A 19663-nucleotide genomic window follows, 5' to 3' on the forward strand; every position below is an offset into this window, starting at 1 on the left:
GTTGGTCGTGGCGCATTGGATGGTCCATCAAGCCACGTAGACAGTCTTGATGTTCATGAACTCATGGATGCCATGGTCGGCCAGTTCGCGACCGAAACCGGACTGCTTGCTGCCACCGAACGGCAACCGCGCGTCGCTCTTGACGATGGCGTTGACGAACGCCGCACCGCATTCCATCCGCTGGGCAAAGCCTTCGCCGCGCACCGCGTCGCGCGTCCACACGCTGCCGCCCAGGCCGAAACGGGTGTCGTTGGCAACGCGCAGCGCCTCAGCTTCATCCTTGACCCGGATCACCGCCGCCACCGGCCCGAACAGTTCCTCATCGTATGCCGGCATGCCAGGACCCACCTGGTCGAGCACGGTGGCCGGATAGCCGGCATGCGTGCCGGCAATCGGCTCGCCACCGATCAGCACGCGCGCGCCCTTGGCGACGCTGGCCTGCACCTGCTTGTGCAGTTCGTCGCGCAGGTCGGCGCGCGCCATCGGCGCCAGCGTGGTGCCGCGCTCGTCAGGGTCGCCATACTGGCGCTCGCCCGCCGCTTCCACGAAGCGACGGGTGAATTCATCGGCCACCGCATCGACCACGATGAAGCGCTTGGCCGCGATGCAGGTCTGGCCGCTGTTGTCGAAGCGTGACTTCACTGCCGCGGCCACGGTCTTGTCGAGGTCGGCATCATCGAGCACCACGAAGGCATCGCTGCCGCCGAGCTCCATCACCGACTTCTTCAGCTGGCTGCCGGCATTGGAAGCGATCGAGCGCCCTGCCCGCTCGCTGCCGGTCAGCGTCACCGCCTTCACCCGCGCGTCGCGCAGCACCTCGGCGGCCTGGTCGTTGTCGATGTGCAGTACATCGAACACGCCATCGGGCAGGCCGCCGTCACGGCACACCGCCAGGATCAGGTCGGCGCACTGCGGCACGTTGCTGGCGTGCTTGAGCAGGGCCACGTTGCCAGCCATGAACGCCGGGGCCAGGAAACGGAACACCTGCCAGATCGGGAAATTCCACGGCATCACCGCGAACACGCAGCCGATCGGCTCGTAGCGCACGTAGCTGCGCTGGGCTTCGGTGTCGATCAACTGCGGCTTGAGATAGTCTGCCGCGTGGTCGGCGTAGTACTCGCAGGCGGCAGCGCACTTGTCGACCTCGGCAAGCGCCTCGGCCTTGAGCTTGCCCATCTCGTGGGTCATCGCCTGCTGCAGGTCATCGCGACGGGCGCGCAGCTGCGCGGCAATCTGGCGGAGGATGGCGCCGCGGTCCTGGAGCGAGTGATCAGCCCAGCCGGGGAAGGCATCGGCAGCGGCCTGCAGGCGCTGCTCGATGTCGGCTGCACCCATCAGTTCATGGCGGTAGGTCACCTGGCCGGTGGCCGGGTTGATGATCTCGACGGTCATGGGGGATCTCCATCTGGAAGACTCCCATTGTGCGCCGCCGGCCGTGAGCCGGGTGTTGCCGGATCAGCCGTTGTCCTGCCGCGCCAGCTGCAGATCGCGCTGGCGCCGCTTCTCCGCACGCGCATTGATGTACCAGCCGATCACCGCGGCGATCGACACCGCCGACACCAGCAGCGTGGCCAGTGCGTTGATCTTCGGGCTGATGCCCATGCGCACCGAAGCGAACACCTTCATCGGCAGCGTGGTCGAGCCCGGCGTGGCGACGAAGCTGGCCACGACCACGTCATCCAGCGACAGGGTGAAGGCCAGCAGCCAGCCCGCCACCAGCGCCGGCGCGATGATCGGCAGGGTGATGCGGCCGAACACGGTCAATCGGCTTGCGCCCAGATCCATCGCCGCTTCTTCCAGCGACAGGTCCATTTCCTGCAGGCGCGAGGACACCACCACGGTGACAAAGCACAGGGTGAAGGTGACGTGCGCGATCCAGATCGTGGTCAGGCCACGCGCCGGGAACCCGGGAATCGCACCCATCGAGGCCAGCAGCGCCATCAGCGAGAAGCCCAGGATCACATCCGGCATCACCAGCGGTGCGGTCACCAGTGCACCGAACAGTGGCTTGCCACGGAAGCGCTTGAAGCGGGTCATCACCATCGCCGCCAGCGTGCCGAGCACGGTAGCCGTGCAGGCGGTCCAGAACGCGACCACCAGGCTGGTCCACATCGCATCCATCAGCGCGCGGTCGGCGAACAGGTCGCTGTAGGCGCGGGTGGAGAACCCGGCCCAGACCATCGCCAGCCGCGAGCTGTTGAACGAATAGAACATCAACAGCAGGATCGGCAGGTACAGGAAGGCGAAGCCGAGCAGCAGCACGCCCAGCCCCAGGCCCTTTGCGCTACGCGGGCTCATGCCTGCTTCCCTTCCAGCAGGCGCTGCTGGGAACGGTTGAACAGCAGGATCGGCACCAGCAGCAGCAGGATCATCGCCACCGCCATCGCCGAGGCGCCCGGCCAGTTACGGTTGTTGAAGAACTCGTTCCACAGCTGGCGGCCCACCATCAGCGTCTCCGAGCCACCCAGCATTTCCGGGATCACGAATTCACCGATGGCCGGAATCATCACCAGCATGCAGCCGGCGATGATGCCCGCCTTCGACAACGGCAGGGTGATGCGCAGGAACGCCTGCCACGGCTTGGCACCGAGGTCGTAGGCCGCTTCCAGCAGGCGGTGGTCGTGCTTGACCAGGTTGGCGTACAGCGGCAGCACCATGAACGGCAGGTAGCAGTAGACGATGCCGATGTAGGCGGCGGTCGGCGTATCGATCAGCTGCAGCTTGGGCAGGCCCAGGCTGGTCATCAGCGATTGCAGGCCGGTGAACTGCAGGAACTGGTCGAGCAGGCCGTTGCGGTCCAGGATCGCCTTCCACGCATACACGCGGATCAGGAACGAGGTCCACGACGGCAGCACCACCAGCATCATCGCCACGTTGCGCGCGGCCGGTGACAGGCGGGCGATGGCATAGGCCATCGGGTAGCCGATCAGCAGGGTCAGGAAGGTCGAGATCGCTGCGATCTTGATCGAGCTCAGGAAGGCCTGCGCATAGATCGAATCGCGGAACAGCGCCAGGTAGTTTTCCAGGTTCAGCTTCAGCGAGAAGCCGCCGTCGGCGTACTGCAGCAGCCAGGTGTACGGCGGCGAGCCGACCCGGCTGAGCGAGAAGCTGATCATCAGCACGATCAGGAACGGCACTGCGAAGAACAGCAGCAGCCACAGGTACGGGATGCTGATCACCGTGGCACGCAGCCCCGGCAGCCAGCGCTTCAGGCCGGCCGTGCTCATGAGGTCAGCACCACGCCGTCGTTGTCGCGCCAGTGCACCCACACCTCGTCGCCCCAGGTGAGGCCATCACTGGCCCAGCGCTGCGAGTTGGCGAAGTTGGCCAGCACCTTGGCGCCGCTGGGCAAGCGCACGTGGTAGACCGAGTGGCTGCCGAAGTAGGCGATGTCCTCGATCACGCCCTGCGCCTTGTTGGTGTGGCCTTCCGGCTCATCCTTGCCGATCATCACCTTCTCGGGGCGCAGCGCGAACGCGACCGGCTGCCCTTCATAGCCGGTGATGCCATGGGCGATGTAGATCGGCGCCGGGAACAGCGGCGAGCGCACGGTCACATACTCCGGCAGGTCCTCGTCGATCACCCCGTCGAACAGGTTGACCGAACCGATGAACTCGGCGACAAAGCGGTTGGCCGGCTGCTCGTAGACCTCGTCCGGCTTGCCGACCTGCTGGATCCAGCCGGCATCCATCACCGCGATGCGGGTGGCCATGGTCATCGCTTCTTCCTGGTCGTGGGTGACCATCACGCAGGTCACGCCCGACGATTCGATGATGCTGACCAGTTCCAGCTGCATCTGCGAGCGCAGCTTCTTGTCCAGCGCGCCCATCGGCTCGTCCAGCAGCAGCAGCTTCGGCCCCTTGGCCAGCGACCGCGCCAGCGCCACGCGCTGCTGCTGGCCGCCGGACAGCTGGTGCGGCTTGCGCTTGCCCAGATGGCCCATCTGCACCAGGTCGAGCATCTCGCCGACGCGCTTGCTGATCGCGTCCTTGCCCAGGCCATCCTGCTTCAGGCCGAAGGCGATGTTCTGCTCGACCGTCATGTGCGGGAACAGGGCATAGGACTGGAACATCATGTTGACCGGCCGCTGGTACGGCGGCAGCGCGTCCAGGCGCTGGCCATCGAGGGTGATGCTGCCCTTGGTGGGCGTCTCGAAGCCGCCCAGGCAGCGCAGCAGGGTCGATTTGCCACTGCCGGAGCCACCGAGCAGGGCAAAGATCTCGCCCTTGCGCACGTCCAGATTGACGTCGTCGACGGCGACGAAACCGTCGAATTCCTTGCGCAAATCACGAATGGAGAGATAGCCGGGCGCACCGGTCGTGTCGACGACGGCGGCTACCGGCTGGGCTTCAACGGGCATGGGGGCTCCGGGAGCGGGCGGTGGACAGCGGCCGCCATTCTAACGGCCGGGGGCCGCAGGGGATATGACGGAGGCAGGTGGCAGCGGCCGCTGGCCGGCCTCGGGGTCCCGAGGGGTGTCGGTTTTCCCCCGCCATGGTGGCCTGTCCGCTCCAAGGCCTGGGCTCCCCTGGACGACCCTACGGCCATCCCGGCCAGGCGCCACGGGCGTTGGCCCGATCTGCAACGATTTTCAGAACCGGATGTGTTGAAGGCCCGGGACATTCCCCGCGCAATGCCCCGGATCAAGGCCTTGCATGGACCCACACTGGTGATTTCCGCGGACAGCCCCTCCCCCTTCCCGCCCCGCCTGCCGGGCTCCCTGCCTGCAAGGCTGCCACTGGTCATCATCGGCGCCGGCCAGGCCGGGTTGTCGCTCAGCGCGCTCCTGCAGGAGGCCGGCGTCGAGCATCGCGTGCTGGAGGCCGAAACCGTGGGCGCCAGCTGGCAACGGCGCTGGGAGTCGTTCCAGACCAACACCGCCAACGCGACGATGGCCCTGCACGGTCATGCCTATGCCGGCGATGACCCGGAAGGCTTCATGGGCGCCCCGGAGGTGATCCGGCACCTCCGCGAGTATGCCCACGAGCGTTCCCTGCCGATCAGCGAGGGGTGCGTGGTCCACCGGGTCGGGCCCGAGTCCGGTGGCTATGCCATCGACAGCAGCGAGGGGCCGATCCATGCCCAGACGGTGGTGGTCGCCACCGGTGAATACCGTCGCGCGCGGATGCCCCGGGTCCCATTCGCGCCCGCACCAGGCCTCACCGTGCTGCACTCCAGCGACTACCGCAGTCCCGGCCTGCTACCCGAGGGCGCGGTGTTGGTCATCGGCGGCGGCCAGTCCGGCGCGCAGATCGCCCAGGACCTGCGCGACAGCGGTCGCAGCGTGTACTGGTCACTGGCCCAGCGTCACTCGCACACCCGCCGGCTGCGCGGCAAGGACTCGATGACCTGGTGGGACATGGCCGGGCGCATCCACCAGCATGTGAGTGAAGCGGCCGCCGTACTGGCCGGAGAACCGGATGCGCTGCGCAGGGCCCGCACCGCGGAGTTTCCGCTGATCTCGGGCAAGGGAAGCGGCGGCCGGGGCAGCTCGATCAGCCTGCTGGCGATGCACCGCGCAGGCATCAGGTTGCTGGGCCGGTTGCAGGAATTCAGTGGAAACACCGCCCGCTTTGCCGATGTCCGCCCGCAGCTGCGCACCGCGATCGAGGCCACTCGGGCCGAGTATGCCTATCTCGATTCGCTGGCCAGCGCGTACTACGCCACGCGGCCCGAACCGCGCACCGACGATGCCCGTTACATTCCCGAAGAGGTCTATCTGCACTGGGAGCCGGAACCGTCGCCATGCGCGCTGGATCTGCAGGCCGCAGGCATTCGTTCGGTGGTGCTGGCCACCGGCTTCGTCGCCGAATGGCCCTGGCTCGACGTGCAGGGCGCGCTGGATGCACAGGGCTATCCGCTTGGCGACTTCGGCGTTTCCCCGCAGCCGGGGCTGTTCTTCATCGGCATGCACAACCTGCAGCGGATGAGTTCGTCGTTCCTGTGCAACGGCGGCCGTGATGCACGCGACCTGCTGCCGGCCATCCTGCGGCACCTGGGCCGAAGCGGGAGTACCGGTTCCGGCGCAGGGCAAGGGAGCCGCCGGGCATGACCCGGCGGCGCCAGACCGGCTTAACGGCCGGTCTTCACCTCGGTCCACAACCGGGTGTAGAGCTTGTCGGTCTCCGGCGTGTTGATCGAGTACGTGAACATCTTCTCGGCCACATCGGCCGGCGGGTAGATGGTCGGGTCGGTACGGATCGCCTCATCCACCAGCGGGGTCGCAGTCGGCACCGGGTTGGCGTAGTGGATGAAGTTGGTGTTGGCCGCGGCAACCTTCGGCTGCAGCAGATAGTTGATGAACGCGTACGCGGCTTCCGGGTGCTTGGCATCCTTCGGGATCGCCAGCATGTCGAACCACTGCGGGGCGCCTTCCTTCGGGATCGAATAGGCCACGTGCACGCCGTTGCTGGCTTCCTCGGCGCGGTCGCGGGCCTGGATGATGTCACCCGACCAGCCGACCACCAGGCAGGTTCCACCGTTGGCCAGCGAACCCACGTACTGCGAGGAGTGGAAATTCTGCACGTACGGGCGGATCGACTTCAGCAGGTCGGCCGCCTTCTGCAGCTCGGCCGGGTCACCGCTGTGCGGGTCCAGGCCCAGGTAATGCAGCGCGATCGGGATCATGTCCGCCGGCGTGTCCAGGATGGTCACGCCGCAGTCCTTCATCTTGCTGATGTTCTCCGGCTTGAACACCAGATCCCAGCTGTTGGCGATATCGGTGCTGCCGCCGAAGCGCTGCTTCAGCATATCCACGTTGTAGCCGATGCCGGTCGTACCGATCATGTACGGCACGCCGTACTGGTTGCCCGGGTCCTGGGTGGCGATGCGCTTCATCACCGCCGGATCGAGGTTGGCCAGGTTCGGGATCTTGCTCTTGTCCAGCGGCAGGAACACGCCGGCCTGGATCTGGCGGCCGAAGAAGTTCAGCGTCGGCACCACCACGTCGTAGCCACTGTTGCCGGCCAGCAGCTTGGTCTCGACCATCTCATCACTGTCGAACACATCGTAGGTCACCTTGATGCCGCTCTCCTTCTCGAAGGTCGGGATGGTGTCCTCGGCGATGTAATCGCTGTAGTTGTAGACGTTCAGGACCTGGCTGTCCTGCGCGCCGCCGTTGCCACCGCTGCAGGCGGCGAGCATGGCGGAGGCCAGGCCGAGCGTGAGGATACGCAGCTTCATCGGGTGCTCCAGAATGCGGAAAGGGGGGCCGGCGGGGCCGGCAACGGGTGCCAGCCTACCCCCCGGCGGCGGATTTTTCTATTCCAGATGCTCAGACGTTCAGCAGCAGGAACTCGCGCTCCCACGAGCTGATGACGCGGAAGAAGGTCTCGTATTCCTTGCGCTTGACCGAGATGTAGGCGCGGCAGAAGCGCTCGCCCAGCAGCGCCTGCAGCTCGCTGCACTGCTCCAGCCCGTCCAGCGCTTCGCCCAGCGAGCGCGGCAGGTTGTAGCCCAGTTCCTTGGCACTGCCGGTGACCGGTGCGTCCGGTGCCAGCCGCTCACGGATGCCCAGCAGGCCGCAGGCCAGGGTCGCGGCCATCGCCAGGTAGGGGTTGGCGTCGGAGCCGGCGAAGCGGCTTTCCACGCGCATGTTCTCAGGCGTGTCCAGCGGCACGCGCAGCCCGCAGGTGCGGTTGTCATAGCCCCAGTGCACGTTGCTCGGCGAGACCTCGCCGAACACCAGTCGCCGATAGGAATTCACATTCGGCGCGAAGAACGCCATTGCCTGCGGCACGTACTTCTGCAGGCCGCCCAGGTAGTGGCCGAACACCGGGCTGAACTCGCCTTCGGCATGGGTCTCGCCGGCGAACACATTGCTGCCATCGCTCACCCGCACCAGGCTCTGGTGGATGTGCATGGCGCTGCCCGGCTCGTTCTCCATCGGCTTGGCCAGGAAGGTGGCATACACCCCGTGGCGCATCGCTGCCTCGCGCATGGTGCGCTTGAACAGGAACACCTGGTCGGCCAGGTCCATCGCATCGGCGTGGGTGAAGTTCACCTCCAGCTGCGCTGCGCCGGATTCGTGGATCAGCGTGTCCACGTCCAGCTTCATCGCGTCGGCGTAGTCGTACATCAGGTCGAGGATCGGGTCGAATTCGTTGACCGCGTCGATCGAGTACGACTGCCGCGCGGTTTCCGGGCGCCCGGAGCGGCCGGCCGGTGGCAGCAGTGGGAAGTCCGGGTCGGTGTTCTTCTGCACCAGGAAGAACTCCAGCTCCGGCGCCACCACCGGGCGCAGGCCCAGCTCGGCGTAGGCTGCCAGCACCCGGCGCAGCACATTGCGCGGTGCCAGTTCGTGGGGCTCACCGTTCTTGGTGTAGCAATCGTGGATGACCTGCGCGGTGGCATCGGCCGCCCACGGCACCATGCGCACCGTGTCCGGATCGGGGCGCAGCATCATGTCCGAGTCCGACGGCGAGGTCAGCTCGTAGTAGTCATCAGGGAACTCGCCGGTGACGGTGGTGGCGAAGATGCCTTCGGGCAGCCGCGTGCCGTAGTCGTGCGAGAACTTGTCGGCGGGAATGATCTTGCCGCGCGCGTTGCCGGTGATGTCCGGCACCAGGCATTCGACCTCGGTGATGCGCCGCTCCTTCAGCCAGCGCAGCAGGCTGCTTTCCTGCGGTGCGGGGGGCGTGGCCGTCTTGCGCGGGCGCGTTCGGGAACTCATCGGGAATCCAGTCGGTTCTGTTGGTGCTGCCGGCAAGCTTGGCCGAACGCACGGAAAATAGCGTGATAGAACGGCGCCTGCATGACACGCCACTCCGGGTGCCACTGTACGCCGAGCACGAAACGATGGTGCAGGCTGCGCGCCGCCTCGACCAGTCCATCATCAGCCACGGCCTCGACCTGCAGACCCTGCGCGAGGCGGGCAATGCCCTGCCCGTGCACCGAATTGACCTGCGCCCGGTCACTGCCGTGCCACTGCGCCAGCCAGCCATCGGCAACCAGGGTAACCGCGTGGGCCGGTCCGTACTGCACCTCCACCGGCGCCTGCGGGTCTTCGCGATGATCGGACAGGCCCGGCACCGCATGCACCTGCGGATGCAGGCTGCCACCCAGCGCGACGTTCAGTTCCTGGAAGCCGCGGCAGATCGCCAGTACCGGAACATCCTGCGCCAAAGCCTCACGCAGCAACGCGAACGCATTGGCATCACGGGCCGGGTCATGCGGATTGCCCGGCCAGCTGCGACCGCCCTCGTAGTGCTGCGGTTCGATGTTGCTGACCGCGCCGGTCAACAGCAGGCCATCAAGCCCCTGCAGCCAGTCGCCAGCCGGCAAAGGAGGCTGCAGGCTCGGCAGTACCACCGGGGTCACTTCGGCGGACTCGGCCAGCGCGCGCACGTACTTCTCGCCGGCCACCGCGAAGCGGTGATGGCCGAGCACGGTACTGTCGGTGGGCAGGCCCACCCAGGGCAGGCGGCGCATGGAAAAACTCCTTGACGTGCCGACACGTTACCCGTCGCCCGGCGAAGGCGGCAAGTCGTCGCCGTCACACCATGGCTGTCACGCATCGGCGAAACTACTCGGGTGAATGCTGATCGTCCTCCCCCGCTCCCCCCTCCCGCACTGCGCCCGCGAGGCCCGCGGTGAGCGCCGCCTTCCCGCCCAGCTGGTACGCCGCCAGCCTGCCAGAACCGCCCGCACTGCCCTCGCTGCAGGGTGAGGTTCAGGCCGATGTCGCAGTGCTCGGCGCGGGTTATACCGGCCTGACCGCCGCACTTGAACTGGCTACCCGTGGCCAGCGCGTGGTGGTACTGGACGCGCAGCGGATCGGCTGGGGCGCGTCCGGTCGCAACGGTGGCCAGGCGCTGGTCGGCTATGGCTGCGAGGTGGACGAGCTGGAGCGTCAGCTCGGTCGTGATGATGCGCGCCACCTGTTCGACTGGTCACGCGACGCGGTGCAGGCAATGCGCACACGCATCGATCGCCACGGCATCGACTGCCATTGGGTGGAAGGCCACGCCAGCGTCGCCATCCGCGAACGCCATGAGCGCGACCTGCAGGCCAACTGCGAGCATCTGCAACGCCACTACCACTACCCCATGCAGTGGTGGGACCGTGATGCCTTGCGCGCACAGCTGGACAGCCCACGCTACCGCGCCGCGATGTTCGATCCGCTCAGCGCGCATCTGCAGCCCCTGGCCTATGCCCGCGGACTGGCCGATGCGGCGCGTGCGGCCGGCGTGGTGATCCATGAGAACTCCGCAGTGACCCGCGTGCAGCGCGGACCGCAGCCCACCCTGCATACCGCGCAGGGAAGCGTGCGCGCTGCGCAACTGGTGGTGGCCGGCAACGCCTGGTTGCAGGGCCTGCTGCCCGAGCTGGAACGGCGGATCATGCCCGTCGGCACCTATATCGGCGCCAGCGCGCCGCTGGGTGCCGAGCGCGCCCGTGCCCTGATCGGCAACAACATGGCCGTGGCCGACACCGCCTGGGCACTGGATTACTTCCGTCTCAGCCACGACCATCGCCTGCTGTTTGGTGGCCGTGCCAGCTATTCAGCACTGCCCCCACCCGGCCTGCGCGGGGTGATGCAGCGGCGCATGCACCAGGTGTTCCCGCAGCTGGCCGACGTGCCACTGGAGCAGGTCTGGGGCGGTTATGTGGACATTACCCGCAACCGCGCCCCGCATTGGGGCCGGCTGGACGGCAATCTGTACTTCGCGCAGGGGTTCTCCGGCCATGGGGTGGCCGCCGCCGGGCTGGCCGGCGAGGTGATCGCCGCCGCCATTGCAGGCCAGAGTGAGCGCCTGGACGTGTTCCAGCGCCTGCGGCATGCCCCCTTCCCTGGCGGCCGGCTGCTGCGCACGCCGCTGCTGGTGGCGGCGATGTCGTGGTACAAGCTGCGGGATGCGTTGTGGTGAACATCCTGCATTTACGCGTGTATGGAACGTTCTGAAGAACACATCGGAGCGCTCATCGTGCCGCACGCGTCACAGATTTTCACGCAACATCTGTGATGGACGGCTCGTCAGATTCCTAAATGCGCAGCTGCGCAATTGCATAATCGTTCGCAGACCGATACCGTCCTGAAAACCGGGCCCCGCGGCGAATGGATGCTGACAGGGGACACGTAGGAGAGGGGGACGTGCGATTGGACTGGTGGAAAGAAGGATTGTTGCTGAAGGTGCGCATTCGACCGGCTGGCCTGATGCTGGCCTTGCTTTATGCAGTTGCTTATTGGGCAACCCGACAGTTGTCGCTTGATCAGTTCTATTTACCAGCCGGCATCCGGGTGGCAGCCGTGTTGTTGTGCCCGCCACGCCTTTGGCCCTATCTGCTGTTGGGCGAATATGCGTACTTTGCACAATCCCGCGTGCCGATGATCGAGAAGTACGGCCTGACGTGGGTCATCGTTGCCTCCGCGTTTCTCATGCCAGCGGTGATGCTGATTGTGAAGCTGCAACGGCGGCTGATGGCAGAATCGCAGACGATCGGCCTTTTGCTGATTGCCGCCGCTTCCAGTGTCGTTATCACTCTGCTCAACCTGAGCTTTTCCCATCTACTTTGGCCGACACCCCCATCCACGCCCTTCCTGACCAATGCGGCTCGCTACAGTGTGGGTGACTTCATCGGCATTCTGACGGTAGCCCCCATCGCCATGCTGTGGGCGCGACAGGACGTGGAGCAGCAGTGGAGCGCGCTAAGAAAAGTCCCGATGCTGGCATCACTTTCATTGATGCTGCTGATCGGGATAGCTGCGACTCAACTGCCCACAGAGTGGATTGCATTGAAGGCAACGTTCCTGCTGCTGTTGGCACTCCCAGCGACCACGCTTACCTGCCTGTACGGCTGGAAGGGCGCTGCCCTTGCAGTTCCGACACTCAACATGGTTATCGGTCTGACCACGCCCAACACCCATCCAACCGCATTCGATCCAGCGGCCTTCATCACTCAGCAGATCATGGCGATCAGCGGCATCGCATTGCTACTGCTCGGGTCACGCATTACCCACTTCTACCACCGCTACAGACTGCGAGAGATGGGGGAAAGGGACGCTATCCATCTTGCCAGGAGCTCGCAATTAGCCAGCGAGATGGAGCTGCGTGAACGCGCCCTGCATCTTCGCAAGCTCGGCGACGGCATCGATACTTCGCTGGTTGAACTGGCCAACTGGCTCATGGCTCATGGACATCACGCAGTGGCCAGCAGCCTTTTGCATACCTCAAATGTCCATTCGCGGCTGTTTCGCGAACAGACAAGCATGGTCTATCCCTCGGGCTTGGAGCACCTTGGGCTTTACGTGGCCTTGCAGGCTGGTGGCATCCGTGAGTCATGGAAGCTGACGGAGCGCGTTCTTCGCCCGGATCTGAAAGGTGACCCCTGTAACCTGAGCGTGGAACTGCAGTTGGCTGCCTACCGGACACTCATTGATGCGGTCTCCATTCTTCTCAAGCATGAAGGTGGTCAAATTCGCATTCGTGCCAGATGCGGCAGAATGGGCTCAAGGCGCGGAATCCTCATGGTCGTGTCACTGCTGGATCCGCATGGGCGCCTTTCCCAGCAGACAACCATGACCGCGTTCGAGCGACTGACCGGGCGAACCCTCGCCTATGACGGGACCGTTGACTGCTATCGCAACCGGGTCAGGATTCTGTTCCTCGACCGCGAAACCAATCTTGAGACCGCGCCCGGCAATCCATCGCCGTACAGCTGTCCCGCACCTTCTGCGCTGCAGTAGTGCATTTCACAATCAAGCGACCGGATCGAGCCAAAGCAGTGAAATGGCATCAGCATGTCCCACACCACCCTGTTCCAGGATGTCACGGGCACCCGGCGAGCACCGGGCGCCCATGCAATCCGATGCTGAGGCTCGCCGATATCCCGGCAGCAGGCCCTATTAAGGTGCCTCTACCGCCCACAACGTATCAGCTCCGCTCGCATATCTGACAAGCGTGAATGAAGCAGCCCGATAGATAACCGTTCTGGTGCCCTTACTGGGAACAGGCAGGCGCTGTTCCGGCAACGATACCTTTGCGGATGGATCACCTGCAGGCAGTACCCAGAACGTTCCAGCAGCATTGCCGATCACAATGTGCACGCGCCCCGCGAGATCATTCACCTGGAAATAATCCATGCCATCGCGCTCGAACCCGTAGACCAGCCAACCGGGATCCACGCTCAGGTTTTCCGCCAGCGGAACCGACTGACCGAGCCCTCGGGCAGCCATCTTGACTCCATGGTCATCACCCGGGGCTAAAGCAAACACAGACAACGGCACCAACATCAACGCACCAGCAAATGCATGAATTCGTGAATTTCTCACACTGACCTCCAGGTTGGATGCAATTTGCATCATGAAGGATGCTACCCAATTCCATTAGCATATGCCGGGGCGCACTCCGTAGCGTCTGTCGGACATAATCCGCTGGGGCCATTCAAACCCATTCCCCGCTGACGTTGCGCCCGAAACCGCCGATACCTGTCCAAAAAAATTTGCAATCGAGCCAGCGCCCCAAGCCTGCCTTGCTGTAGGTCGCTATCGATGGCGACCACGGTGCCCCGTGCCGGTGAACATCCGGGTGCGTTCGCAGGCATGCTGCTCGCGACGATAACACGCCGAACAACATCAACCGCCAAGCATGGTTGGTATAGCGGCTGGAACGCGATCAGAGCGTCGCCACATTGGTTGTGGATGATTCACCGTCCGCACGTGGCCAAGCCGCCACGCTACTGCGCGTGTACGGTCACGATGTATGAGAAGCGGCCGATGGCAGCGCAGAGGGGGGCCAGACACCTCGATTGCACCTATCTCCAACTGTCGATAGTGTCTGCGGAAGTAGCCAGCCATTATTGGCCGGGAGACGAGAGGTTCGGACTTGGACCGATTCAAGAAGGCAATTGAACTGAGTTTCCGGATCCGTCCGGTCGGTCTTGTGCTGGCCGCCACCTATGCTGCCAGCTGCCTCATATCGCGTCAGTTCTCGCTGGATCAGTTCTTCCTGCCCGCAGGTATCCGGGCAGCGGCGCTGCTGATCGTCCCGACCCGTCTGTGGCCCTACCTGCTGCTGGGCGAGTATGCGTACTTCGCAACGCTGCGCATTCCTATGATCGACTCCTATGGCCTGGATTGGGTCATTCTGGCTTCGACACTGCTGATGCCGATGGCGATGCTGGTGGTCTACCTGCATCGAAGGAGAATGCCGTCCGAGGCAGCCACCGGCCTCTGGCTGCTGTCGTTGTCGATCTGCACGGCACTGTTCGTCCCGGCTCTCAACCTGAGCATTTCATATGTCCTCTGGTCGAATCCTCCGCCGAGCAACCTGCTGGACGCGGTCGACCGAACGATCTTTGGCCACTTCGCGGCCATCATTACCCTGCTCCCACTGGCCTTTCTTTGGGCGCAGCGGCACGTGGATCCCAGTTGGAGCACCCGCTTTGTCGCGCCTACAGCTGCGGCGATCCTGGCGATGCTGATACTGGGGTTGGGCATGCAACTGACAGACAGCAGCGCCCATACCACCCGCACACACCTTGTCCTGCTGGCGGCTCTGCCTGCCATCGCCCTGACCTTCATGCATGGCTGGCGTGGCGCTGCCATCGCGATTCCGCTGTTGAATCTCCCACTTCACGGCGCTACGCCCAGTACCGGCCTGCCCTCCTCTTTCGACCTCGGTACGTTCGCCACCCAACAGAACATGGCTGTGATCAGCGTCGCATTGCTCGCACTCGGATCCAGCATCAGCTATCACCATCAACGCGCACAGGCCCGTTGGCAGGCTGAACGGAACGCCCTGCGTCTGGCACGCAGTTCCCACCAGACCAGCGAGCGTGAGCTGCGTGAACGCGCGGCCCATCTGAAGCATCTAGGCGAGGGCATGGACAGTTCGCTCAGCGAGATGGTCAGCTGGCTGAAGGATCAGGGTCATCATGCCGTGGCGAACAGCCTGCAACACGCGTCATCCGTGCACTCACGTCTGTTCCGCGAGCAGGCCAGCATGGTCTACCCCACCGGGCTGGAGCAGGTCGGGTTGTACATCGCGCTGCAAGCAGGCGGCGCATGCGAGATCTGGAACAACACGCATCGCGTCATTCCGCCCAGGCTGGCGGGTAACCCTTGTCTGCTGACTGTAGATCTGCAACTGGCCATCTATCGCTCCTTGATCGAGGCGGTGTCACTGCTGCTGGAGCTGGAGACCGGGCAGGTCTGCGTGCGTGCCCGAAGTGGCCGGGCGGGCGGACGTCGCGGCATCGTTGCTGTCGTGAGCCTGCTCGACCGTGGTTGCACGCTGTCGGCACGCACCACCGACCAGGCCGTCGAGCGCCTGGCCGGTCGAATGCTTGCTTACGGCGGCAAGGTCAACTGCCGGGGCAATCGGCTGCGACTGGTCCTGCATGAATCGATCAGCCTCGCGGCGCCAGCGGCGGCCTGACACGGAATCTGGCCCAGCGCGCAACGTTCGCCGCTAAAGTTACACCCGAAACCGCCGCTATCCGTGCCGAGCCCTCCTTCGTGAGCCACCGCATCATGCCCGTCCTGCCGCAGGCCGCCGTCGATGGCGACCTGGCCGATCCCCTGCCACAGCGGATCCTGCTGGTCGAAAATTCCCGTGCGTTCACCGGCATGCTGCGCGAAGCCATCGAACAGCGTCTGGAACTGCCGGTGGTGATCGCTTCCACCCTCGCCGAGGCCGATCGCCTGCTCGGCGAAGGTGGCGGCTGGTTCCTGGTGCTGACCGGGCTGGTGCTGGCCGACGGCGACCGTGATGCGGTGGTCGAGTTCTTCCTGAAGCGCGACCTGCCAACGGTGGTGGTCAGCGGCGTGTACGACGAGGACCTGCGCAAGCGCGTGCTGCAGCAGCAGATCATCGACTACGTGCTGAAGAACACCCCCGGCAGCATCGACTACCTGGTGTGGCTGGTGCAGCGGCTGGAACGCAACCGCCGCATCGCCGCGCTGGTGGTGGACGATTCGCCGTCCGCGCGTGGCTATGCTGCGGCCCTGCTGCGCATGTACGGCCATGAGGTGCATGAAGCCGCCGACGGCAACGAGGGCCTGGCTGCGATCGAGGCGCACCCGGCGATCCGCCTGGCGGTGGTCGACCAGGAAATGCCCGGCATGCAGGGCGTGGAGTTCACCCGTCGCCTGCGCACCCTGCGCTCGCGCGACAAGGTGGCGGTGATTGGCATCTCCGGCAATACCGATGCCTCGCTGATCCCGCGCTTCCTGAAGAACGGCGCCAACGATTTCCTGCGAAAACCCTTTTCGCGCGAGGAATTCTTCTGCCGCGTCTCGCAGAACGTGGACCAGCTGGAACTGATCGGCACCCTGCAGGATCTGGCCACCCGCGACTTCCTGACCGGCCTGCCCAACCGCCGCTGCTTCCTGGAGCAGAGCCAGCGCCAGCTGCCGCAGCTGCAGCTGCATGGCCAGTGCGTGGCGGTGGCGATGATCGACATCGACCACTTCAAGCACATCAATGACACCCATGGCCATGAAGCCGGCGACGATGCACTGCGTGCGGTGGCCGGCGCGGTGGCCGCACATGCGCGCAGCCAGGACCTGATCGCACGTTTCGGTGGCGAGGAGTTCTGCCTGCTGGTGCCGGACATGGAACAGGACGAGGCGCTGCTGTACTTCGAGGAACTGCGCCAGCGCATCGCCGCGCTGGAAGTGGACATCGGCACCGCCACCCTGCGCATGACGGTCAGCATCGGCCTGTGTTGCCTGCGCCCGCAGCGCGATGCGCTGCACCGGTTGATTTCCGAAGCCGACCGCCAGCTGTACCTGGCCAAGGCCGGTGGCCGCAACCGGGTCAGCTGCACCACGGTGGCCAGCCCGCTGCGCCCGCGCGAGCCTGCCCTGCCCTGAACGGCCCGCTTTGATCCAGATCAACGCCGCACCCGCGCGGCAGTTCTACAGTCGGCCCCGACATACGCATGAAGGGGAGCCGGGGATGGCACTACTGGTCTGGCAGGACGATCTGAACATCGGCATCGATGTGATCGACCAACAACACCGCCGCATCATCGAGATGCTCAACCACCTGCACGTGGCCCAGGCCAGCATGCAGCGTGCGGCGGTGGGTGAAGTGATCGATGAGGTGGTGGACTACACCATGTCGCACTTCGCGTTCGAGGAAGAGCTGATGGAGGAAGCGGGCTATCCGTTCTGTGCCGCGCACAAGCGCGTGCATGAGGTCTTCATCAAGCGGGTATCGGAATACCGCATGCGCTTCCAGGCCGGCGAGGACATCAGCGATGAACTGCGGACCATGCTCTCGCGCTGGCTGTTCAACCACATCCGCGGTGATGACCAGGCCTATGCCGAACAGGTCAAGGCGCACCTGAACCAGTTCGCCCGCGAACACCAGGGCGGCGGTTGGCTGGGGCGCACGCTCAAGCGCTTCTTTGGTTGAGCTGCAGCGCGCGCCGGTGCAGTGCCACCAGCGCGCACAGGGTCGCCACCGCGGTCAGGCACAGGTAGTAGCCCACCGCGACCAGGCCGAAGCGTTCGGCCAGCCAGGTGGCCAGGTACGGCGCTGGCGCCGCACCGAGGATGCCGGCCAGGTTGAATGACAGCGACGCGCCGGTATAGCGCACCTCCACCGGGTAGATCTCGGCCAGGAAGGTGCCGCAGGGGCCGTAGGTCAAGCCCATCAGGAACAGGCCCAGGCACAGAAAGCCGGTGACCAGCCACGGGCTGTGCGGCTGGAACAGCGGCGCGAACAGCACACCGAAGCCGACGATCAGTACGCTGGCGACGATCATCGTGCGCCGCGTGCCCCACCGGTCGCCATAGCGCGCCGACAGCGGGATGCCCAGTGCGAAGAACAGCATGCCGGCCATCTGCATCAGCAGGAACTGCTCGCGGCTGTAGCCCAGCACCGCAGTGCCATGGCCGAGACTGAACACCGTCATCAGGTAGAACAGCACGAAGGTGGCGAACGCGCCCAGGGTGCCCAGCAGCATCGGCACCGGATGATCACGCAGCACGGTCCACATCGGCAGCCGCACCGGCGCCTTGCGCTCCAGTGCCTTCTTGAAATCGGGTGTCTCGTGGATGTTCAGGCGCACCCACAGGCCAAGGCCGACCAGCAGCGCGCTGGCCACGAACGGAATACGCCAGCCCCATTGCAGGAAGTCGTCCTGGCTCAGGCAGCGGCCAAGCACGAGGAAGATGCCGGCCGACAGCAGAAAGCCGAGCGGTGCGCCCAGCTGCGGGAACATGCCGTACCAGGCGCGCTTGCCCGGCGGTGCGTTCTCGGTGGCCAGCAGCACCGCCCCGCCCCATTCCCCGCCCAGGCCCAGACCCTGGCCGAAGCGGCACAGCGCCAGCAGCGCCGGGGCCCACAGGCCGATATGGGCATGGGTGGGCAGCAGGCCGATCAGCACCGTGGACAGGCCCATGGTCAGCAGCGCGGCCACCAGTGTGGCCTTGCGGCCGATGCGGTCACCGAAGTGGCCGAACACCGCCGAGCCCACCGGGCGCGCGATGAACGCGACCGCAAACGTTGCCAGTGACTGCAGCAGCGCCGCCTGTTCACTGCTGTCCGGGAAGAACAGGTGCGGGAACACCAGCACTGCAGCCGTGGCGTAGATGTAGAAATCGAAGAACTCGATGGTGGTGCCGATCAGGCTGGCCAGCAGAACTCGACTGGGGGAATTCACGGGCGGCGCGGCAGCGGTGATCGTCGACATCGGCAACACGGGTAACGGCGGATCGTCCGATTCTGCCACGGGCCGATGGCCACACGGGGCGATGGTTTCAGCCGACACCGATGCCAACGAATTTTTTCCTGCCGCCCGCTAGGCTGCGCCACCGGTCCCTGCATGGATGCTTTGCCAATGACTGCAGTCGCGCTGTCGTGGTCCGATTCGCCGAAGCTGCCGCGCATGGCGGCATGGCTGGTGGTGCTGCTGGTGCATGGGTTGATGGCAGTGTGGCTGCTGGGCAGTGGCAGGATGACGCTGCGCAGCGAGGAAGGTTCCAGGATTTCATTGCGCTGGATACCTCCGGAGCAACCCGTGCCGACGCAACAACGCCCGGCACACCCCACCGCAGAGGCAACGCGTCCGGCCCCCTCGACAGCGCCACGCCCGACCCCGGCTGCACCCACGGATGCCATTGCACCCGCGTCCGAGGAACCGCCTGCACCGGCGCCACTGATGCTGGACCTGCCTGCGGGCAGCATCGATGGCGGTGACGGTATCAGCGCGGCGGGCGTGGCGCCACGCCTGATCGGTCGGCGCGAGGTCCATCCCGCGTTCGGGCCGCGCCGCAATTACTTCCGGATCCGTCGGCAGATGACCCCCGAGCAGATCGTGCATGGCGTGGCGCAGCTGCTGGGGTTGTGGCCACCGGGGTACATCGTCGACCCGTGCGAGCTGGGCAAGCAGGACATGGACTATTTCCAGAACGCCGTCGAAGAAGCCGACCGCGACATGCTGCGTGCGGCAGTGCTGCAGGTGAGCACCCGCTGCCGGTAGCGGGCACGCCTTTGTAGAGTCGAGCCATGCTCGACTGCTCTTGCCGAGACGCAGCCGAGCATGGCTCGGCGCTACAGAAAAACGAACGGCAGTCGAGCATGGCTTGTATGTTCCTCCCGGCTCCTACGCGGTATGTAGGAGCCAGGGTGGAGGGACCGTCAAGCATGCATCTGCGGATACCAGCCGACAGACGAGTCGAGCGATCCCCATCCCGCACACGAACGTCGAT

16 protein-coding genes and 1 pseudogene are annotated in these 19663 nt (G+C 65.2%); 8 read left to right on the top strand and 9 right to left on the bottom strand.

Features of this window, described 5'->3' with window-relative positions; translation table 11 throughout:
• Window positions 1–27 precede the first annotated feature (27 nt).
• The 4 genes from AC5P6E_RS09765 to AC5P6E_RS09780 form a co-directional block, all read right to left on the bottom strand.
• Complete coding sequence (locus AC5P6E_RS09765; RefSeq protein ID WP_019337143.1) at window positions 28–1392, bottom strand: NAD-dependent succinate-semialdehyde dehydrogenase; 1365 nt, start codon at window positions 1390–1392, stop codon at window positions 28–30.
• A gap of 63 nt (window positions 1393–1455) precedes the next feature.
• Complete coding sequence (locus tag AC5P6E_RS09770; protein ID WP_008267688.1) at window positions 1456–2298, bottom strand: ABC transporter permease subunit; 843 nt, start codon at window positions 2296–2298, stop codon at window positions 1456–1458.
• Entirely contained in the window at window positions 2295–3227 is a 933-nt protein-coding gene (locus AC5P6E_RS09775) for an ABC transporter permease subunit (RefSeq protein WP_019337142.1), read from the bottom strand. The genes AC5P6E_RS09770 and AC5P6E_RS09775 overlap by 4 nt, the downstream gene beginning before the upstream one ends.
• Complete coding sequence (locus tag AC5P6E_RS09780; RefSeq protein WP_019337141.1) at window positions 3224–4360, bottom strand: ABC transporter ATP-binding protein; 1137 nt, start codon at window positions 4358–4360, stop codon at window positions 3224–3226. Before AC5P6E_RS09780 ends, AC5P6E_RS09775 begins: the two co-directional genes overlap by 4 nt.
• Before the next feature lie 273 nt (window positions 4361–4633).
• Here AC5P6E_RS09780 and AC5P6E_RS09785 point away from each other — a divergent pair, with 273 nt between their 5' ends.
• A complete protein-coding gene (locus AC5P6E_RS09785; protein WP_019337140.1) occupies window positions 4634–6052 on the top strand; it encodes an NAD(P)-binding domain-containing protein in 1419 nt (472 codons plus the stop codon).
• 20 nt (window positions 6053–6072) lie between these two features.
• Here the strand turns inward: AC5P6E_RS09785 and AC5P6E_RS09790 are convergent, their stop codons facing one another.
• From AC5P6E_RS09790 to AC5P6E_RS09800, 3 genes are all read right to left on the bottom strand, one after another.
• Complete coding sequence (locus AC5P6E_RS09790; protein WP_010486170.1) at window positions 6073–7182, bottom strand: polyamine ABC transporter substrate-binding protein; 1110 nt, start codon at window positions 7180–7182, stop codon at window positions 6073–6075.
• Window positions 7183–7273: 91 nt separating this feature from the next.
• A complete protein-coding gene (locus AC5P6E_RS09795) occupies window positions 7274–8671 on the bottom strand; it encodes a glutamine synthetase family protein (protein WP_019337139.1) in 1398 nt (465 codons plus the stop codon).
• Window positions 8668–9429, bottom strand: a complete 762-nt coding sequence (locus AC5P6E_RS09800; RefSeq protein ID WP_019337138.1) for a gamma-glutamyl-gamma-aminobutyrate hydrolase family protein — start codon at window positions 9427–9429, stop codon at window positions 8668–8670. The genes AC5P6E_RS09795 and AC5P6E_RS09800 overlap by 4 nt, the downstream gene beginning before the upstream one ends.
• Before the next feature lie 161 nt (window positions 9430–9590).
• On the opposite strand from AC5P6E_RS09800, the gene AC5P6E_RS09805 reads away from it, so the two are divergent.
• Window positions 9591–10868, top strand: a complete 1278-nt coding sequence (locus AC5P6E_RS09805; RefSeq protein ID WP_019337137.1) for an NAD(P)/FAD-dependent oxidoreductase — start codon at window positions 9591–9593, stop codon at window positions 10866–10868.
• A gap of 224 nt (window positions 10869–11092) precedes the next feature.
• Window positions 11093–12685 carry an MASE1 domain-containing protein gene (locus AC5P6E_RS09810; protein WP_029550724.1) on the top strand — a complete coding sequence of 531 codons (1593 nt, stop codon included), beginning with the start codon at window positions 11093–11095 and terminating at the stop codon, window positions 12683–12685.
• Window positions 12686–12844: 159 nt separating this feature from the next.
• Here AC5P6E_RS09810 and AC5P6E_RS09815 read toward each other — a convergent pair whose 3' ends face one another.
• Window positions 12845–13300, bottom strand: coding sequence for a hypothetical protein (locus tag AC5P6E_RS09815; RefSeq protein WP_235652111.1), 456 nt, complete (start codon window positions 13298–13300; stop codon window positions 12845–12847).
• 257 nt (window positions 13301–13557) lie between these two features.
• Between AC5P6E_RS09815 and AC5P6E_RS09820 the strand changes: the two are divergent.
• From AC5P6E_RS09820 to AC5P6E_RS09835, 4 genes and pseudogenes are all read left to right on the top strand, one after another.
• A pseudogene (locus tag AC5P6E_RS09820) lies at window positions 13558–13701 on the top strand (diguanylate cyclase response regulator); the annotation flags it as partial.
• Between the two features lie 122 nt (window positions 13702–13823).
• Complete coding sequence (locus tag AC5P6E_RS09825) at window positions 13824–15377, top strand: MASE1 domain-containing protein (protein WP_019337134.1); 1554 nt, start codon at window positions 13824–13826, stop codon at window positions 15375–15377.
• Window positions 15378–15472: 95 nt separating this feature from the next.
• Complete coding sequence (locus tag AC5P6E_RS09830; RefSeq protein ID WP_010486178.1) at window positions 15473–16816, top strand: diguanylate cyclase; 1344 nt, start codon at window positions 15473–15475, stop codon at window positions 16814–16816.
• Window positions 16817–16901: 85 nt separating this feature from the next.
• Window positions 16902–17363, top strand: a complete 462-nt coding sequence (locus AC5P6E_RS09835) for a bacteriohemerythrin (protein ID WP_004151683.1) — start codon at window positions 16902–16904, stop codon at window positions 17361–17363.
• On the opposite strand, the gene AC5P6E_RS09840 is transcribed toward AC5P6E_RS09835, so the two are convergent.
• Complete coding sequence (locus AC5P6E_RS09840) at window positions 17344–18645, bottom strand: MFS transporter (RefSeq protein WP_313269397.1); 1302 nt, start codon at window positions 18643–18645, stop codon at window positions 17344–17346. The two genes, AC5P6E_RS09835 and AC5P6E_RS09840, sit on opposite strands and share 20 nt — an antisense overlap.
• A 147-nt stretch (window positions 18646–18792) precedes the next feature.
• Between AC5P6E_RS09840 and AC5P6E_RS09845 the strand changes: the two genes are divergently transcribed.
• Complete coding sequence (locus tag AC5P6E_RS09845; protein ID WP_241888494.1) at window positions 18793–19434, top strand: hypothetical protein; 642 nt, start codon at window positions 18793–18795, stop codon at window positions 19432–19434.
• Window positions 19435–19663 lie beyond the last annotated feature (229 nt).

The sequence above is a fragment of the Stenotrophomonas sp. YJH_SMC_16 genome, from assembly GCF_059367875.1.